The sequence below is a fragment of the Pseudoduganella rivuli genome, from assembly GCF_009674485.1.
In the GTDB taxonomy this organism is placed as follows: domain Bacteria; phylum Pseudomonadota; class Gammaproteobacteria; order Burkholderiales; family Burkholderiaceae_D; genus Rugamonas; species Rugamonas rivuli_B.
Window position 1 is genome coordinate 32733 of the sequence record NZ_WKJJ01000015.1, and the last position, 16491, is coordinate 49223.

General features: G+C 66.0%; 12 protein-coding genes and 2 tRNA genes. 6 read left to right on the forward strand and 8 right to left on the reverse strand.

The window, feature by feature from the left end:
* Positions 1-18: 18 nt before the first annotated feature.
* Positions 19-981, forward strand: a complete 963-nt coding sequence (gene miaA / locus GJ700_RS22470) for a tRNA (adenosine(37)-N6)-dimethylallyltransferase MiaA (RefSeq protein WP_154378118.1) — start codon at positions 19-21, stop codon at positions 979-981.
* Positions 982-1010: 29 nt separating this feature from the next.
* Here miaA and GJ700_RS22475 read toward each other — a convergent pair whose 3' ends face one another.
* Positions 1011-1409: a VOC family protein gene (locus GJ700_RS22475; protein WP_154378119.1), complete on the reverse strand. Its 399-nt coding sequence runs from the start codon at positions 1407-1409 to the stop codon at positions 1011-1013.
* A 132-nt stretch (positions 1410-1541) separates the two neighbouring features.
* Here GJ700_RS22475 and GJ700_RS22480 point away from each other — a divergent pair.
* From GJ700_RS22480 to GJ700_RS22490, 3 genes are all read left to right on the forward strand, one after another.
* Positions 1542-1618: transfer RNA gene (locus GJ700_RS22480), tRNA-Met, on the forward strand.
* 59 nt (positions 1619-1677) lie between these two features.
* A tRNA-Met gene (locus GJ700_RS22485) sits at positions 1678-1754 on the forward strand.
* A 171-nt stretch (positions 1755-1925) separates the two neighbouring features.
* Positions 1926-2888 (forward strand): response regulator, encoded by a 963-nt coding sequence (locus tag GJ700_RS22490; protein WP_154378121.1) that lies wholly within the window; start codon positions 1926-1928, stop codon positions 2886-2888.
* Between the two features lie 77 nt (positions 2889-2965).
* Here the strand turns inward: GJ700_RS22490 and GJ700_RS22495 are convergent, their stop codons facing one another.
* The 6 genes from GJ700_RS22495 to GJ700_RS22520 are packed head-to-tail and all read right to left on the reverse strand — an operon-like array spanning position 2966 to position 11219.
* Positions 2966-3283: a thioredoxin family protein gene (locus GJ700_RS22495; protein ID WP_154378422.1), complete on the reverse strand. Its 318-nt coding sequence runs from the start codon at positions 3281-3283 to the stop codon at positions 2966-2968.
* 26 nt (positions 3284-3309) lie between these two features.
* Complete coding sequence (locus GJ700_RS22500; RefSeq protein ID WP_308700704.1) at positions 3310-4122, reverse strand: ChaN family lipoprotein; 813 nt, start codon at positions 4120-4122, stop codon at positions 3310-3312.
* A gap of 36 nt (positions 4123-4158) precedes the next feature.
* On the reverse strand, positions 4159-5079 hold the full coding sequence (locus GJ700_RS22505; protein ID WP_154378125.1) for a LysR family transcriptional regulator: 921 nt from the start codon (positions 5077-5079) through the stop codon (positions 4159-4161).
* A 12-nt stretch (positions 5080-5091) separates the two neighbouring features.
* Positions 5092-6930, reverse strand: coding sequence for a CocE/NonD family hydrolase (locus tag GJ700_RS22510; RefSeq protein ID WP_154378127.1), 1839 nt, complete (start codon positions 6928-6930; stop codon positions 5092-5094).
* Between the two features lie 13 nt (positions 6931-6943).
* Complete coding sequence (locus GJ700_RS22515; protein WP_154378129.1) at positions 6944-8377, reverse strand: YfcC family protein; 1434 nt, start codon at positions 8375-8377, stop codon at positions 6944-6946.
* Between the two features lie 7 nt (positions 8378-8384).
* On the reverse strand, positions 8385-11219 hold the full coding sequence (locus GJ700_RS22520; RefSeq protein WP_229507177.1) for a TonB-dependent receptor: 2835 nt from the start codon (positions 11217-11219) through the stop codon (positions 8385-8387).
* A gap of 161 nt (positions 11220-11380) precedes the next feature.
* Here GJ700_RS22520 and GJ700_RS22525 point away from each other — a divergent pair, with 161 nt between their 5' ends.
* On the forward strand, positions 11381-14815 hold the full coding sequence (locus GJ700_RS22525) for a hybrid sensor histidine kinase/response regulator (protein ID WP_229507178.1): 3435 nt from the start codon (positions 11381-11383) through the stop codon (positions 14813-14815).
* Positions 14812-15774 (forward strand): response regulator transcription factor, encoded by a 963-nt coding sequence (locus tag GJ700_RS22530; RefSeq protein WP_154378133.1) that lies wholly within the window; start codon positions 14812-14814, stop codon positions 15772-15774. Before GJ700_RS22525 ends, GJ700_RS22530 begins: the two co-directional genes overlap by 4 nt.
* 12 nt (positions 15775-15786) lie before the next feature.
* On the opposite strand, the gene urtE is transcribed toward GJ700_RS22530, so the two are convergent.
* On the reverse strand, positions 15787-16485 hold the full coding sequence (gene urtE, locus GJ700_RS22535) for an urea ABC transporter ATP-binding subunit UrtE (protein ID WP_154378135.1): 699 nt from the start codon (positions 16483-16485) through the stop codon (positions 15787-15789).
* Between the last annotated feature and the right edge of the window lie 6 nt (positions 16486-16491).

The window sequence follows — 16491 nt, forward strand, 5'->3', positions numbered from 1 at the left end:
CGGTAAGCATTATTTGATATGACAGAATCACAGCAACGCCCCCTGGCCGTGTCCATCATGGGCCCGACCGCGTCCGGCAAGACCGCCGCCGCGCTGGCCATCGCCCGGCGCATCCCGTCTGAAATCATTTCCGTGGATTCCGCGCTGGTCTACCGGGGCATGGACATCGGCACCGCGAAACCCACGCGCGACGAACTGGCCGCCGCGCCGCACCACCTGATCGATATCCTCGATCCGCTGGATGCCTATTCAGTCGCGCAATTCCGCACCGATACGCTGCGCCTGGTCGACGACATCGTGGCGCGCGGCAAGCTGCCGCTGCTGGTGGGTGGCACCATGCTGTATTTCAAGGGCCTGGCCGATGGCCTGGATGACTTGCCCGCCGCCGATCCCGCCGTGCGCGCCGCGCTCGACGACGAAGCGGCGCGCGACGGCTGGCCCGCCATGCACGCGCGCCTGGCGCAGCTGGACCCGCCCACGGCGGCGCGCCTGAAACCCAACGATGCGCAGCGCATCCAGCGCGCGCTGGAAATCATCACCCTGTCCGGCCGGCCGATGTCGGCGCTGCTGGCGCAAAAGGAAAAAACCGCCCTGCCGTTTGACGTGCTGCCGCTGGCGCTGGAACCGTCGGACCGCAGTGTGCTGCACGAGCGCATTGCGGTGCGCTTCGACAAGATGCTGGCCGACAGCCCGGACGGCAACCTGATCACGGAAGTGGAATCGCTGCGCAAACGGGGCGACCTGCACCTGGGTTTGCCGTCGATCCGCTGCGTCGGCTACCGCCAGGCGTGGGAATACCTGGATGGCACGATCGATTACGCCACCATGCGTGAGACCGGCATCATCGCCACGCGCCAGCTGTGCAAGCGGCAACTGACGTGGCTGCGGTCGATGCCGGAACGGCAAGTCATCGATTGCCTGCGGCCCGATGCGCTGGACCGCGTGCTGGAAGCGATCCGCCGGACCGGCCGGATCGCGTAACGCTTATTGCTGCTGGACTGCGGCCGCACCTAGCCGGCCGCATCCATCCACATGATTTCCCAGATGTGCCCGTCGAGGTCCTGGTAGGCGCGGCCATACATGAAACCGTAGTCCTGCGCCGGGCGCGGCTCGGTCCCGCCCGCTTCCAGCGCCTTGTTGACCAGCGTATCGACCGCGTCACGGCTTTCCTGCGACAGGCAGATCAGCACTTCCGTCTGCTTCTTCGCATCGGCGATCTCCGTGGTGGGAATGAAACTCTTGAACTTGTCGTGCGTCAGCAGCATCGCGTAAATCGTGTCCGAGATGATCATGCACGTGGCAGTCTCGTCGGTGAATTGCGGGTTGAACGTGTAACCCAGCCTGGTGAAAAAAGCGATGGATTGCTGCAAGTCGCGGACTGGCAGGTTGACGAAGATATTGGTGGCCATGCGTAAGTCTCCTGTTATGTAAATGACACGAGGAGCGCCAGCATAGCAAACCCGGCCAAAGCGTGCAGCCATAAAAAAGTGCGGACTGCCTTGACAGTGCGCAGCATGAGCCGCGATAATGCTGGCCGTCTTGGTGATATAGCTCAGTTGGTTAGAGCATCGCATTCATAATGCGAGGGTCGCTGGTTCAAGTCCAGCTATCACCACCAACGAACTCATAGCCCCGCTGTTGACAGGCTTCGCAAGAGGCGTCATAATGCATGGCTCTGGTGATATAGCTCAGTTGGTTAGAGCATCGCATTCATAATGCGAGGGTCGCTGGTTCAAGTCCAGCTATCACCACCAGAATTCAAGCCCTGTACCGGCAACGGTCCAGGGCTTTTTGGTTTTCCACCCTCCGATTTGCCAGGCCCGCTTCTTGCAGTAGTCAGGTTCGTGCGTCATCACGAGTGGCGCCGTTGGCGTGCGCGCACCAAACCAGCGCATGGCCGCACCAGAATCAACCAAGGAGTCCCCATGTCTACCCCGCGCCGCCCCGGCCATGTCGTCCTGATCGTTGACGACGCCCCTGAAAATCTTGCTGCTTTGCACGATACGCTGGACGAATCCGGCTACACGGTGCTGGCGGCCACCAGCGGCCCTGCCGCACTGGACCAGGCTTGCCGCGAATTGCCCGACCTGATCCTGCTCGACGCCACCATGCCCGGCATGGATGGCTTTGAAACCTGTCGCCGCCTGCGCACCTTGCAAGCGACCCGCAACATCCCCGTGATCTTCATGACCGGGCCGGTGGAAAGCGGCGAAACCGCCGCCGCCTTCGATGCAGGCGGCACCGATTACATCACCAAGCCGATCCGGCAAAACGACATGCTGGCACGGGTGGCCGCCCACATGCCGGCCGCGCGCAAGATGAACCAGGCGCGCAACGCCATGGATGCCTTCGGCAATGCGCTGCTGGCCGTGACGCCGCACAATGGCCGCATCGTCTGGCAAACGCCGCTGGCGCGCCAATGGATGCAGGAATACTTTGCGCTGAAAGGCGCCGGCGGCGGTTCCGAATTGCGCACCATGCCGCTGGCGCTGGCCGCCTGGCTGGCCGCCACCGCGCAAGCCCGCCGCAAGGGCCACGATTACCCGCCGCTGTCCGTGATGCGGGGTGTGTCGCGGCTGGAATTCACGGCGGCGGACCTCAGCAATCACGAGCAATGGATGATCGCGTTGCGCGAAGAATCCGAATGCGCGCAAGTGCAGGCGCTGATGGCGCTGTTCCGCATGACCTTGCGCGAAGCGGAAGTGCTGCACTGGCTGTCGCGCGGGCGCACGACGGAAGACATCGGTTCACTGCTGGGCGCCACCACGCACATGGTGGACTCGTACGTCGCGCAAATCTGCAACAAGCTGCACGTCGATACGCGGGGCGCGGCGGCCGCGCTGGCCACGGAGCGCTTGCGGGCGGGGATGGCCGAAGCGCTGATCTGAGTGCCGTGATGCATGCGGCAACATACTTCTTGCGCTGACGAGCCGCACGCGCGGCGGCTCGATGAACCCGATCCGCCCTACGTGATTTGCGCAAAGGCTTCGATGATTTCCCCGGCATCTTCCGGCCGCACCACGCGCGCGACTTCCTTGCCGTCGCGCAGGAAAATCAACGTCGGCCACAACTTCACGCGGAACGAGCGCCCCAGCACGCGGCCCGGCCCGTCTTCCACCTTGAAGTGCGGCACCTGCCCGAAATCCTGGTAGGCCTGCGCCAGCAGCGGCAGCGCGGCGCGGCAATAGCCGCACCAGTTGGTGCCGAATTCCAGCAGCGCCGGCCCGCTCAGCGCATCGATGTCGGCGCGCGTGGGCGCCGCTTCCTTATAAACGGTTTCCATCATTTGTCCCCCTTCAGGGCCATGATCTACGATTTGGACTTGACGCCGGCGCACGCATCGGTGCGCTGCTTGCCGGCAATCTTGATGTGGCTGTCATATTCGCCCTGCGCCGGCGCCTGTTCCACGTAGCCGATGCTGCGCACCGTGAGCTTCGGCTCGACAGCGGCCAGCCAGCGCGGCACGCCGAAGTCCTTGCGCACGTGGCCGTTGCCGGCGATCAGCACCACGTCGCGCGGCTGCTGCGCCCGCACCAGCTTGGCCATCCAGATATCGCGCGCGATCTGCGCATGCACCATGCCGGGTACCATTTCATCGGGCAGCATGCCGCAATGGCCGGCCACGATTTCCTTGCGCTGGCCCTGCAAAATATCGGCCGGCAGCGCATCCTTCAATTTATAGGCAGCAATGGTCTCGGCATCGAACGACGACGCCACGCCGTCGCGCACCACCTTCGATGCATCCGCGCGCGACAGGTTGGCGGCCACCAGCGGCAACTGGTAATGCAGCGCCAGGTCGATGATGGGCTTGTACTGCTGCCAGTCCCAGCGCGGCGATTGCATCACGAGGATCACGCACTGCGCATAGCGGCAATCCTTTTGCGCCTTGGTCAGCAGCGCCTGGTGTTCGCGGTCGAACTGTTCCATCGCGATGGCGGGGCGCCAGCCCGCTTCCACCCGCTGGCGCAATTGTTCATAGCGCAGCTTGTGGCCGTCGGCATTGTCATGCACTTCGCCCAGCAGCAGCACTTGCGGGTTGGACGATTCCGGGGCGGTGCGCTGGCCGGCACAACCGGCCAGCAGCGCCATCGATACAGCCAGCAGCAATTTCATTGAATTCATGGGCATCCTGTCTGCCCGCCAATTGCGGGCCCGGCATTAGTATGCCTTATCGAAATAAAAACGGGTCTGCGCGAGGAATTCCCCGGCCAGCCTGCTGGGCGTGGACAAGGCCGACGTGACGAACGCGTATTCATGCTCCAGCCGCGGTTCGAACGGGCGCACAATGGCGCCGGGGCGCAGGTAAAAGCGCGCCAGCATGTCGTTGACCAGCGAGATCCCCAGCCCCCGCTCGGCCAGCGCGCAGGCCGATCCCACCGTATGGGTTTCCAGCCGCACGTCCGGGTGCACGCCTTCGGCGGCAAACGCCGCTTCGATCTGCACCCGCGACAGGCGCCCCAGCCCCAACAGAATCAGCGGTTGCCCACGCAGCAGGCGCGGCGTCAACACCGGATGCGCCGCCAGCGGATGGTCCGCCGCCAGCACGCAGCAAGTGGCGCTGGTGACGACTTTTTCATGGCGCAAATCCGGCCGGTCCAGCGGCAGCTTGATGAAGCCGCAATCGGCGGCGCGCGTGGCAATCATGGCTTTCGCTGTCTCGATGCTGCGCGAATCGATCGACATGCGCACGCGGGGAAAACGTTGCATGAACGCCGCCACGATATCGGGCAGCACGCCTTCGGAAAAACTGGGCGGCGCCACCACCCGCAACTGGCCCACGCGGTAATCGGCGATGTCGCGCACCAGGCTGTAGACGCGCTCCACGCTGCCCAGCGACAGGTCCACTTCCTCGTACAGCAGCAAACCATCCTGCGTCGGCACCAGCTTGCCATGGTCGCGGTAAAACAAGTCAAAGCCGATCTGCTGTTCCAGCTGCGCCAGCATGCGGCTGACAGCCGGCTGCGTCAGCCCCATGCGGCGCGCCGCTTCCGTCACGGAACCGGTGGCGACGATCGCATGGAAACCGCGCAATGCGCGGAAGCTGATTTCATCACGCACGTCGCGCTCGCCGCCGCTCATCGGGCCCCCGCGTCAGGGTGGGCAGTCCTGGGGAACCACGGGCAACAGCACGTGCGACGGCCGGCTACGGTCGACGTAAATGCGGTTGCGCGCCACCACGGCGTCGCACGGCGTGCCGGCCGGCGCCCCCGTGTTGGGATTGACGTCGAAATGCGGGAAGTTGCTGCTGGCGATATCGATGCGGATCCGGTGCCCGGCAGCGAACAGGTTGCTGGTCGGGTAAGCCTTGATCGTGATCGGATAGACGGCATCGGGTTCCATCGGACGGGGATGTTCCCACGAATCGCGGAAACGCATGCGCAGTATGCCATGCGCCAAATTTATCGCGCAACCGTGCGGGTAATCCGCGCCGGGCGGGTAGACGTCGACCAGCTTGACGGTGAAATCCGTGTCCAGCGCCGACGACGCTACCCACAGCGTCACTTCCACCTGCCCCGTCACCTCGACCGCCTGCGCCAGCGGCGCCGACTGGAACACCAGCACGTCGTCGCGTCCGTCGAGCCGATGCTGGTCGAAGCTGCCGGCCTCCATCACCGGCGCCCCGGAGGCTATGGCGCCACCCAGTGTCGGCACCGGATGGGCGGGATCGGCCTCGTACGCCAGCGCGGCCTCCGCTGCCTGCGGCGCCGCTTCCGACAACGCACCATCCGCATGCAGGTACCAGCGCGCCATGCGCGCCGTGGGCGGCGGCCAGTCCGCCTCGTCGCGCCAGCGTCCCCCGTGGTCGATGCGCCCGTCCACAGTGCGCCGCCCGCTGCCGCCGCCCATGACGAACAGTTTGACGGGGCAGTCCAGGTAATCCGGCGCCGCCGTATCGCCCTGCAAATGGCGGGCAAACCACGCGTGGCGCAGCGTGTCGTAATCCGGCGCGAGGTTGCCATCGAGCGTGGCGGCCGGACCGAAATCCACGCCGCCCGCGTACGTCACGGAGCGCTGGCCATGGGTCCACGGCCCCAGCACCAGCCGCACCGGCCCCTGCTTGATGCGCGACAGGCCCGTGTAGTTTTCCACCGCCGTCAGCGCATACGGATCGAACCAGCTGCACAGCAACGCCGTCGGCACGTCGGCAAATTGCGCGTGGTGCCCACGGGCATACAGCGCCGGGCTGCGCCAGTCCGCCGTAAAGCATTCGCTGCGCCATTGTTCGACGATGTATTGCTCGTACTCGGGCGCCGCCGCCAGGATCGAGCTGCCGGGCCGCCACGGGTTGACCGCCACCCAGTCGCGGATATCGTGCGCCTGCAACGCCGCCTTGCGGGCCGGGTCGCGCTGCGTGGCCGGCGCCAGCAGCGCATGCTTGTAGGCCCACGTCAGCTGCTTCAATTCAAACGCCCCACCCTGCCGTATGCCGCTGTGGAAGGCGCTGGAAAAGCCGCCGGAATCGATGAACATCGCCCCCATGCCGGGTGGCGAGAAAGGCGCCAGCGCGGTCTGCACGTGGGCGCCATACGACAACCCCAGCGTACCGATGTGGCCATTGCACCAGCGCTGCTGCATGATCCACGCCATGGTGTCGACGCCGTCCGCGCTTTCATTGACGTACTTGGTAAAGCCCCCTTCGGACGCGTAGCGCCCCCGGCAATCCTGGATCACGTAGACGAAGCCGCGCGCGGCGAACCAGGCGGCGATGGCAGGCTTGGCGCGCGGCACGGGATCAGCCACGCTGCGGTCGCCCGCATTGGTACCCTGTTTGCCGTACGGCGTGCGCTCCAGCAGCACGGGATACTGCGCGCCTTCCGCCATCGATGGCGGAAAATAAATATCGGCCGCCAGCCGCACGCCGTCGCGCATCGTGATCAGGGTGTCGTATTGCGCCAGCGGCGCGCCGTCGAGATGGTGTTTCACTGTCATGGGACCATCCATCTCAATAGCCGGTCAGCACGGCCACCACGGTGGCGGCGGCCGACAGCACGGTAAACAACACGAACACGGGCAAGACGAAGCGGAACCACGCGCCATACGGAATGTTCGCGCTGGCCAGGTACGCCAGCAGCATGCCGGACGTCGGCGCAAACATGTTGACCAGTCCATTTCCCAGCAGGAACGCCAGCACCGTGGTTTGCCCGCTGACGCCGACCGTTTGCGCAATCGGCGCCAGGATGGGAATGCTGAGCGCGGCCTTGGCCGACGTCGACGGTATCAGCAGCGTCAGGAACATTTCAAACACCATCACCAGCGGCGCCACCACCACCGGCGGCATGCCGTCCACGTGGTGCGAGGCCCACGCAATGATGGTGTCGAGGATGCGGCCGTCGCGCAGCACCAGTTCCACGCCGCGCGCCATGCCGATCAGCAGCGCGGCCAGCATCATGGATTTCATGCCGTCGACGAACGCATGGGCGCCCTGGCGCGGTGTCATGCCGGCGGCAATGCCCATGATGGCGCCCGCCGCCACGAACAGCGACGCGAATTGCGCATCGCGCCAGCCCAGCAGCGACGAACCGCCAATCAGCAGCAGCACCGTGGCGCCCACGGCCGCCAGCACGCCCAGGTGGCGGCCGGCCAGCGGCGCATCGTGGCACGGCACGGTGGCGTGCGCGCCGCCCCGTCCCAGCCGCAGCACGACGACAATGGCGATGGCCAGGAACAGCACCCAGATACCCAGGCGCAGCGCGGCGCCGCTGAACACGGGCATGCCGACGATCGGTTGCGCGATCAGCAGCGCCACAGGATTCGTGACGGAAGCCAGGTAGCCGACTTTCGCGGCCAAGGTCAGCATGGCAAAGCCATACAAACGGCTGCAACCCATGCGCTCGGCCAGCGCCACCACGATCGGGATAATCAGCAGGTATTCGGAAATCAAGCCGAGGAAGGTGCTGCCGGCGGACACCGCCACCATCACCACCGGCGTGACGATGCCGATGCGCCCGCCCGTCAGCGCCAGCAGGCGCTCGATGCCCGCGTCCAGCGCGCCGGATGCGCGCAGCACGCCGAACATGCCGCCCAACAGCAGGATCATGAAGATCAGGTTGGCGGATTTCACCAGGCCAGCCGGAATGGCCGTCACCAGCGCGGCGGGCGACACGGCGGTCAGCGGTACAGCCGCCTTGGCGGCAGGTTTGTCGCCGCCTTCCCGGCCGTGCACCGGGGCCGCGGGCGGCAGCAGCGCCGCCACGCTGACTTCCTTGTGCAATTCCTGGTAGGTGCCCGGCACCACCAGCGCGGTTTCCGCGCCGCCCCGGCGCTGGTATTCGCCGGACGGAATGATCCACGTCAGCGCGATGGCCACGGCCAGCGCCGCGAACATCATCATGATGGGATCGAGCGCCCAGCGCTTGCCCGTTGGAGTATGACTCATGCGCGCCTCAGAACCGGGACGATACCTTGGCGTAGAAATAGCGTCCACGCACGTCGTAGGTATAGATGTCGAAGTTGATCGGATTGTTGGCGGCCGACAGCGGCGGCGCCTTGTCGAACAGGTTGTCGATGCCGAACGCCACGCTGGTCTTCCCGCCCGGCAGCGTGTAACCCAGTTGCACGTCATGGATCAGGACCGATGAGACGGTGCCGCCATTGACGGCATTGCCCGCGATATCGCTGCTGTGGCCCGTGTAGCGGCCTTTCCAGCTCACCGTGTACGAAGGCGCCAGGTAGCGCAGCGACGCCTGCCCTTTCAGGCGCGGGAACGTGGAACGGGGCTGGTCGCCCTTGCCGGCGCGGTCGTCGATCAGCACGGAACCATCGGGCTGCGGCACGGCGCTGCGGTATTTTTCCAGGTACGACAAGTCGAGCGCACTATCGAGCTTGCCGCCGCCGAACGGGAACACATAGCGCAGCGTGGCATCGACGCCCGCCACTTCGATGCGCGACAGGTTCACCACCGCTTGCGTCAATTGCCGCACTTCACCGGAAGGATTGCGCAGCACCAGGTCGCAAAACGCCCCGGTCCTGGCGCACGATTGCAGGATTTGCGTGGCGGTTTGCGCGGCGATCGCATCGCTGACCTTGATGACGAATTTGTCGGCGGTGGCGGTGAAGCCCTTCAGCGCGTCCGGCGTCCATGCCACGCCATAGCTGACGGTGGTGGCGGTTTCCGGACGCAGGCCGAGGTTGCCGGCCGTGACGCCGCGCGTCAGGCCGCCGTTGTACTGGCTTTGCTGGTACGACGCGGGAATGCCCGCGCAACCCGGCAACCCGGCGCCGCCGCCGTTGCATGGATCGACGGTCTGGAAGTTGGTCTGGCGCTGGCCCTGGTACAGCTCGAGGATCGACGGCGCGCGGAAGCCCTGCGCATACGTGCTGCGCAACAGCACGGTGGACACCGGCTTGTACAGCACGCCCAGCTTGGACGTGGCCTTGCCGCCCACCGTCGAATAACGCGAATAGCGCAGCGCCGCATCCAGCTCCAGCCGGTAAATGCCGGGCAGGCCCGCCAGCAGCGGCGCGCTCAGTTCCGCATACGCTTCGTGCAGGCTGTAGCTGCCGGTGGTGACGTCGCGGCTTTGCGCGGTGGTCGGCGATTGCGGCGCGCCGCCCACCAGCGGTAACACCGTGGACAGGCTGGCGGCGAAGGCGTCCGGCCGGTCATAGGCCGATTCCTTGCGGTATTCGTAACCGGCCGCCAGTCCCAGTTCGCCACCGGGCAAATCCATCAAGGTGCGCGTGGCGTTCACACTGAAATCCGTTTGCCGCGTACCGTTGGCGTCGTGCGCGTCGTAGCGGATATAGTCGGCCATCTGCGGCGTGATCGTGCCGAACACATTCAACGGCACGCAGCCCGGCGCCGCCGCGCAGGCGGCGGGCGACGCCAGCGCGCGGTAGACATTGTCCAGGTTGAGCTGGTTGAGCGCATCGAACGTGGCGCGGCTGCGGCCATGCGTCAAGGTCGCGTCCCAGTTCCATTCGCCCAGCAAGTTCCGCCCCTCCAATCCCAGCAGCAGGCGCGACGTCGTGACATCCTGGCGGTTGTCGCGGTTGCCCACTTCGACCGGTACCCGCTGGATGCGGAAGGCGGCGCCGGAAAACGCCAGCGCATTCGCCTGCGGCACGCCGTTGGCGGTGCCGAACGGGTTATAGGCCTGGTCGGCGCTGATGCTGTAGCCATTGCCGCCACGGATACCGAGCGGGAATGGCGCAAACAGCTGGCTCGACGTGCGCGTGCTGGCCATGGCTTCCACCTTGGCCGTCACGTCTTCGTTGAGCGCCCAGGTGGCGCGGCCAAACAAGCCGCCACGGCGGCTGGGACCGGTGGAATAAATGCCCTGGGTTTGCGTGTTGTAGTAATCGTCCGGCAGGCGCGCCACGTGGAACGCATCGTCGGCCAGCGCGCCGGCGCCCGCGCCCGTGGCGCCGCTGTTGAGCGTGATGGCCCCTGCCGCGTTTTGCGCGAAGCCGGCCGGCGTGCCGAAGTATTTATTGTTGGCCAGGCCGGGCAACACGAACAGACCACGGGGGCTGGTGGGCGGCGCCGTCAGCGGCGCCAGCGCGGTGCGCGTGGTGTCGCGGTCGGCCGCCAGGATCGGTTTGCTGTCGTTGTAGCTGGCCGACAGGAACAGCGTACCGTGTTCCAGTTTCCTGCCCCAGTTGACGTAACCGTTGACATTGCGGTTATCGCTGCGCGACGTTTCGCCGATGCGCAAGTCCGCTTCCACGCCGTCCAGGCGGCGGCGCGTATGGATATTGACCACGCCGGCAATCGCATCGGCGCCGTAAATGGCGGACGCGCCATCTTTCAGCACTTCGATATGGTCGATGATGCCCAGCGGGATGGAATTCAAGTCGACGAAATCGCGGAAGCCCCGGCCGCCCGCCGCGCTGACCCAGCGGTGGCCATCGACCAGCACCAGCGTGCGGTTGCCGCTGCCTTCCGCGCTGCCCAGGTAGCGCAGGTTGACGGAACTGACGCCGAACGCCGTACCTTGCGTGCCGTTGGAATTGAGGCTGACGCCCACGCTGGGCATCGCTTGCAGCATGTCGCCGACCGACGTCGGCGCGGCGAACTTGATGTCGTCTTTCGTCATCGTCAGCATCGGCCCGGCCGTGTCGGCATCGCGCCGCACGATGCGCGAGCCGGTCACCCGCACCACTTCCGGCTGCGCAGCGCCCTCCCCGCCTCGCACCGCTTCCTGCGCCACTTCCTGCGCCAGCGCGCCATTGACCAGCGCCAGCGCGGTCGCGGCCGGCAGCCATCTCCTGTTCATTGTCATCTCTCCCCCATTGGTATTGTTTTACGGCTTGCTGCTGAGAAGCAGAATAGGCGCGAGGGTCAGCACCCATCAATCTTATGGCGAATTTCGATAACGGTATGATTTTTTGGTATGACCAGCCATGAACTTGGTATATTTTTTGCTTATAAAATGGCATGACTTCCAAGCCTATGCCAGCCTCAGCGCCGCCCCCGCCGCCCGCCGAACCGCCGCAGCGCATCGTGAAAATCCGGCGCGACTACAACACGTGGGTGGCCAGCGAAACCATGGAGGATTATGCGCTGCGCTATACGCCGCGCGCCTTCCGCAAGTGGCCCGTGTTCCGTGTGGCCAACACCGCGCTCGGCGCGATTTCGTTCCTGGTGCTGGAAGCCATCGGCGGCTCCATCGCCATCCACTATGGCTTCGTCAATGCGTTCTGGGCCATCCTCGCGGTCGGGCTGATTATTTTCCTGACCGGGCTGCCGATCAGTTATTACGCGGCGCGCCACGGTCTCGACATGGACTTGCTGACGCGCGGCGCCGGCTTCGGCTACATCGGCTCGACCATTTCATCGTTCGTCTACGCGTCGTTCACCTTCATCCTGTTCGCGCTGGAAGCGGCCATCATGGCCTACGCGCTGGAACTGTATGGCGGCGTGCCGCTGTGGCTGGGCTACCTGGCCAGCGCGCTGGTGGTGATCCCGCTGGTCACGCACGGCGTCACCCTGATCAGCCGCATCCAGATGATCACGCAGCCGGTGTGGCTGGTGCTGCAAGTGCTGCCGTTTATCTTCATTCTCGCCAAGCGGCCGGACTTGCCCGCGCAACTGGCGGCGTTTGCCGGCCAGTCGCCCGGCAACGGCCAATTCGATGTATTGCTGTTCGGCGCGGCCAGCGCGGTGGGCGTGGCGCTGGTCACGCAAATCGGCGAGCAGGTCGATTTCCTGCGCTTCATGCCGCGCCAGACCGCGCGCAACCGGTGGCAATGGCATGCCGGCGTGCTGGCGGCCGGTCCCGGCTGGATCGTGCTGGGCATCGCCAAGATGCTGGGCGGCGCGCTGCTGGCGCTGCTGGCCATCGACAGCGGCGTTGCGCTGGCGCAGGCGGCCAACCCGAACCAGATGTACCTGGCCGGCTTCGGCATGGTGTTCAGCCATGGCGGCCTGGCCGTGCTGGCCACCACCGTGTTTGTCGTGGTCTCGCAAATCAAGATCAACATGACCAACGCCTATGCCGGTTCGCTGGCCTGGTCGAACTTCTTTGCGCGCCTGACGCACAGCCACCCGGGCCGCGTGGTGTGGGCCGTGTTCAATGCGCTGATCGCCGTGCTGCTGATGGAACTGGACGTGTTCCAGGCGCTCGACCAGGTGCTGGGCCTGTATTCGAATGTCGCGCTGTCGTGGATCGCGGCCGTGGTGGCGGACCTGGTCATCAACAAGCCGCTGGGCCTGAGCCCGAAAGGCATTGAATTCCGCCGCGCCTACCTGTACGACATCAACCCGGTCGGCGTCGGCGCGATGGCGCTGGCGTCCTGCCTGTCGCTGGCCGCGCACAGCGGCGTGTTCGGCGCGCTGGCGCAAGCGTTGTCGGCCTTTATCGCGCTGGCCACCGCCTTCATTACCGCGCCGCTGATCGCCTGGGCCACGGGCGGCCGCTATTACCTGGCGCGCCCGGCGCAAACCACGCGCCGCGCGCAGACGTGCAGCATCTGCGAAAAGGAATACGAAGGCGAAGACATGGCGCACTGCCCCGCCTACCAGGGGCCGATCTGTTCGCTGTGCTGCTGTCTCGATGCGCGCTGCAACGACGTCTGCAAGCCGCACGCGCGCTTTTCGTCGCAGTGGGAAGGCGCCATGAAAGCGCTGCTGCCGCGCTCCGCCTGGCGCTATATCACCAGCGGGCTGGGACACTACCTGTTGCTGATGATCGTCACCGCGCTGTTCCTGGCCGGCGTGCTGGGATTGGTGTACGTGCATGAGGAAACCGTGCTGCGCGCGTCCGCGCCAGCGCTGCTGCCGCAATTGCAGCTGGCGTTCATCAAACTGTTCGGCGCGCTGGCGCTGGTCAGCGGCATTGTCGCATGGTGGCTGGTGCTGACCAGCGAAAGCCGGCGCGTGGCGCAGGAAGAATCGAACCGCCAGACCGGCTTGCTGACGCGCGAAATCGAACTGCACAGCCGCACCGATGCACAACTGCAGCAAGCAAAGAAACAGGCCGAGCAAGCCAACCAGGCGAAAAGCCGCTACATCGCGGGCATCAGCCATGAAATCCGCACGCCCCTGAACAGCATCCTCGGCTACGCGCAATTGCTCGATGGCGACGCCGCCATCCCCGAGCACCGGCGCCAGGCGATCCGCGTGATCCGCGGCAGCGGCGAGCACTTGCTGTCGCTGATCGAAGGCACGCTCGATATCGCCCGCATCGAAGGCGGCAAGCTGAGTTTCGACGTCCGCCCGCTGCCGTTCCCAGCCTTCATCCACCAGATCGTGCGCATGTTCGAACAGCAGGCGGCCGGCAAGGGCTTGACGTTCCACTACGACGCGCCGGCCGACATGCCGGCGCTGGTGCGGGCCGACCGCAAGCGGCTGAGCCAGATCCTCATCAATATCCTCGGCAACGCCGTCAAGTTCACGCAGCGCGGCGGCATCGTGTTCCGGCTGCGCTATGCGCGCGACCTGGCCGTGTTCGAAGTGGAAGACAGCGGTCCCGGCATCCTGCCCGACGAGGCCGAGCGCATCTTTGAACCGTTTTCACGGGGCAGCGCCAGCGACAACGGCGCCGCCTCCGGCACCGGCCTGGGACTGCCGATCAGCAAAATGCTGGTGCAACTGATGGGCGGCGAATTGACGCTGGCCAGCACGCCGGGCGCGGGCGCCACGTTCCAGGTGCGGCTGATGCTGCCCCGCATTCATACCGACGCCGATGCGCAGGCCGCGCCGCCGGACCCGGTGCGCACAGGCTATGCGGGGCCGCGCCGCACGGTGCTGGTGGTCGACAATGAACAGGTCGACCGCGAATTGCTGGTGCAGATCCTGGCGCCGCTGGGATTTACCGTGGCGCAGGCGGTCTCGGGGCCGGATTGCCTGCAGCGCTACGGCGAAGCGCAACCGGACCTGGTCTTGATGGACCTGGCCATGCCGGGCATGGATGGCTGGGAAACCAGCCGCCTGCTGCGCGCGCTGCACGGCCCGCACGTGTCCATCGCCATCGTTTCGGCCAACGCGTACGACAAGGGCCTGGACAACCCGGCCGGCATCCCGGCCGACGATTTCTTTGTCAAGCCGGTCAACGTGGCGGAATTGCTGGACTGGATCGGGCGGCGGCTGCAACTGCAGTGGACAACGGAAGCCAATGCGCCGCCAGCCGCCCAGCCCGAAGCCGCACCCTGCCACCCCGCCGCCACGCCAACCTTGCCCCCGCCCGAAGCGCTGCACGCGCTGCGCCAGCAAGTGGCGGCCGGCTACATGCGCGGCGTCCAGCGCCAGCTCGACAGCTTGGCCGCGCTGGGTCCCGAATACGCCCCCTTCATCGACACCATGCGCAGCCATGCCGCCGGCTTCAGGCTGGACGCCATGGCGCAATTGCTGCAAACAGGAGACACACCATGAACGCCGCCATGAACACCGAGCAAAGCCACGTCGTGCTGATCGTCGACGACGCGCCGGAAAACCTGGCCGTACTGCACGACGCGTTGGACGAATCCGGCTACACGGTGCTGGTGGCCAACCATGGCGCAGCCGCCGTGACGCGCGCCAACGACATGGCGCCGGACATCATCCTCCTCGACGCCGTCATGCCCGGCATGGATGGTTTCGAAGTGTGCCGCCGCCTGCGCGCGGGCATCGCCACGCGCCATATCCCCGTGCTGTTCATGACGGGCCTGACGGAAACCGAACATGTGCTGGCGGCATTTGCCGCGGGCGGCACCGATTACGTCACGAAACCGGTGCGGCAAAGCGAAGTGCTGGCGCGCATCGCCGCGCACCTGCAAACGTCCGCCCTGGTGCGCCAGGCGCGCAGCGCGCTCGACGCGTTCGGCAATGCGGCGCTGGCCGTCACGCCGACCGATGGCCGCATCGTCTGGCAAACGCCGCTGGCGCGCCAGTGGCTGCAGCGCTATTTCGACCTGGACGGCCCTGGCGTGCCGGAAACCCCGCCGCTGCTGGCGCAATGGCTGTGCGCCGCCGGCGACGCGCGCCGCGCGGGACGCGACCATGCGCCGCTGACCGTGCAGCGCGGCCAGGCGCGGCTGGTGCTGACCGCCACCGAAAGCAGCGATGGCGAACAGTGGATGGTGGTGCTGCGGGAAGAATCGGATGCGGCGCAGGTGCAGGCCCTGGTGGCGCTGTTCAAGTTGACGCTGCGCGAAGCGGAAGTGCTGCACTGGCTGGCCAAGGGCAAGACCAACCGCGATATCGGCGATATCCTCGGCACCAGCCCGCGCACCGTCAACAAGCACCTGGAACACGTGTTCGAGAAACTCGGCGTGGAAACCCGCACCGCGGCCGCAGCGCTGGCCATGCAGCGGCTGCGCAGCGGCATGGCGGCCGAGCCGCCGCCCTGGTGAGAACGCGGACGGCTATACCGCCAGGTGCCGCCGCACATGCTCGCCGTCCATTTCGGATTGCGGGCCGGCCGCCACCACTTCGCCGCGCGACAGCACGACAAAGCGGTCCGCCAGTTCGCGGGCAAAGTCGAAGTATTGCTCGCACAGCAGGATGCCGATGTCGCCGTGCCCGCGCAGCAGGCGGATCACGCGCCCGATGTCCTTGATGATGGACGGCTGGATGCCTTCGGTCGGTTCATCGAAAATGATCAGGCGCGGTTTGGCCAGCAATGCGCGGGCAATCGCCAACTGCTGTTGCTGGCCGCCCGACAAGTCGCCGCCGCGCCGCTGCAGCATGTCTTTCAGCACAGGGAACAGTTCGAACACGTCGTCGCGGATCGCGGCAGCCTCACGGCGCGGCAGCACCGCCATCCCCATCAGCAGGTTTTCCTCGACCGTCAGCCGCGCAAAGATTTCCCGCCCCTGCGGCACGTAGGCAATGCCGGCGGCGGCGCGCTGGTGCGGCCGCCAGTGCGTGATGTCGCGGCCATTGAACGACACGGCGCCGCGCGCCACCGGCAACACGCCCATCAGGCATTTCAGCAGCGTGGTCTTGCCCACGCCATTGCGGCCCAGCAGCGCCACGCACTGACCCTGTTCCACCGCCAGCGACACGCCGCGCAACGTGTGCGCCGCGCCGTAATACTGGTTGATTTGTTCCACTTGCAGCATCGGCAG

Bases quoted from the DNA above. Each gene is read 5' to 3' on its own strand.
- miaA (WP_154378118.1), top strand. From the start codon at position 19: ATGACAGAATCACAGCAACGCCCCCTGGCCGTGTCCATCATGGGCCCG.
- GJ700_RS22475 (WP_154378119.1), bottom strand. From the start codon at position 1,409: ATGGCCACCAATATCTTCGTCAACCTGCCAGTCCGCGACTTGCAGCAA.
- GJ700_RS22490 (WP_154378121.1), top strand. From the start codon at position 1,926: ATGTCTACCCCGCGCCGCCCCGGCCATGTCGTCCTGATCGTTGACGAC.
- GJ700_RS22495 (WP_154378422.1), bottom strand. From the start codon at position 3,283: ATGGAAACCGTTTATAAGGAAGCGGCGCCCACGCGCGCCGACATCGAT.
- GJ700_RS22500 (WP_308700704.1), bottom strand. From the start codon at position 4,122: ATGAATTCAATGAAATTGCTGCTGGCTGTATCGATGGCGCTGCTGGCC.
- GJ700_RS22505 (WP_154378125.1), bottom strand. From the start codon at position 5,079: ATGAGCGGCGGCGAGCGCGACGTGCGTGATGAAATCAGCTTCCGCGCA.
- GJ700_RS22510 (WP_154378127.1), bottom strand. From the start codon at position 6,930: ATGACAGTGAAACACCATCTCGACGGCGCGCCGCTGGCGCAATACGAC.
- GJ700_RS22515 (WP_154378129.1), bottom strand. From the start codon at position 8,377: ATGAGTCATACTCCAACGGGCAAGCGCTGGGCGCTCGATCCCATCATG.
- GJ700_RS22520 (WP_229507177.1), bottom strand. From the start codon at position 11,219: ATGAACAGGAGATGGCTGCCGGCCGCGACCGCGCTGGCGCTGGTCAAT.
- GJ700_RS22525 (WP_229507178.1), top strand. From the start codon at position 11,381: ATGACTTCCAAGCCTATGCCAGCCTCAGCGCCGCCCCCGCCGCCCGCC.
- GJ700_RS22530 (WP_154378133.1), top strand. From the start codon at position 14,812: ATGAACGCCGCCATGAACACCGAGCAAAGCCACGTCGTGCTGATCGTC.
- urtE (WP_154378135.1), bottom strand. From the start codon at position 16,485: ATGCTGCAAGTGGAACAAATCAACCAGTATTACGGCGCGGCGCACACG.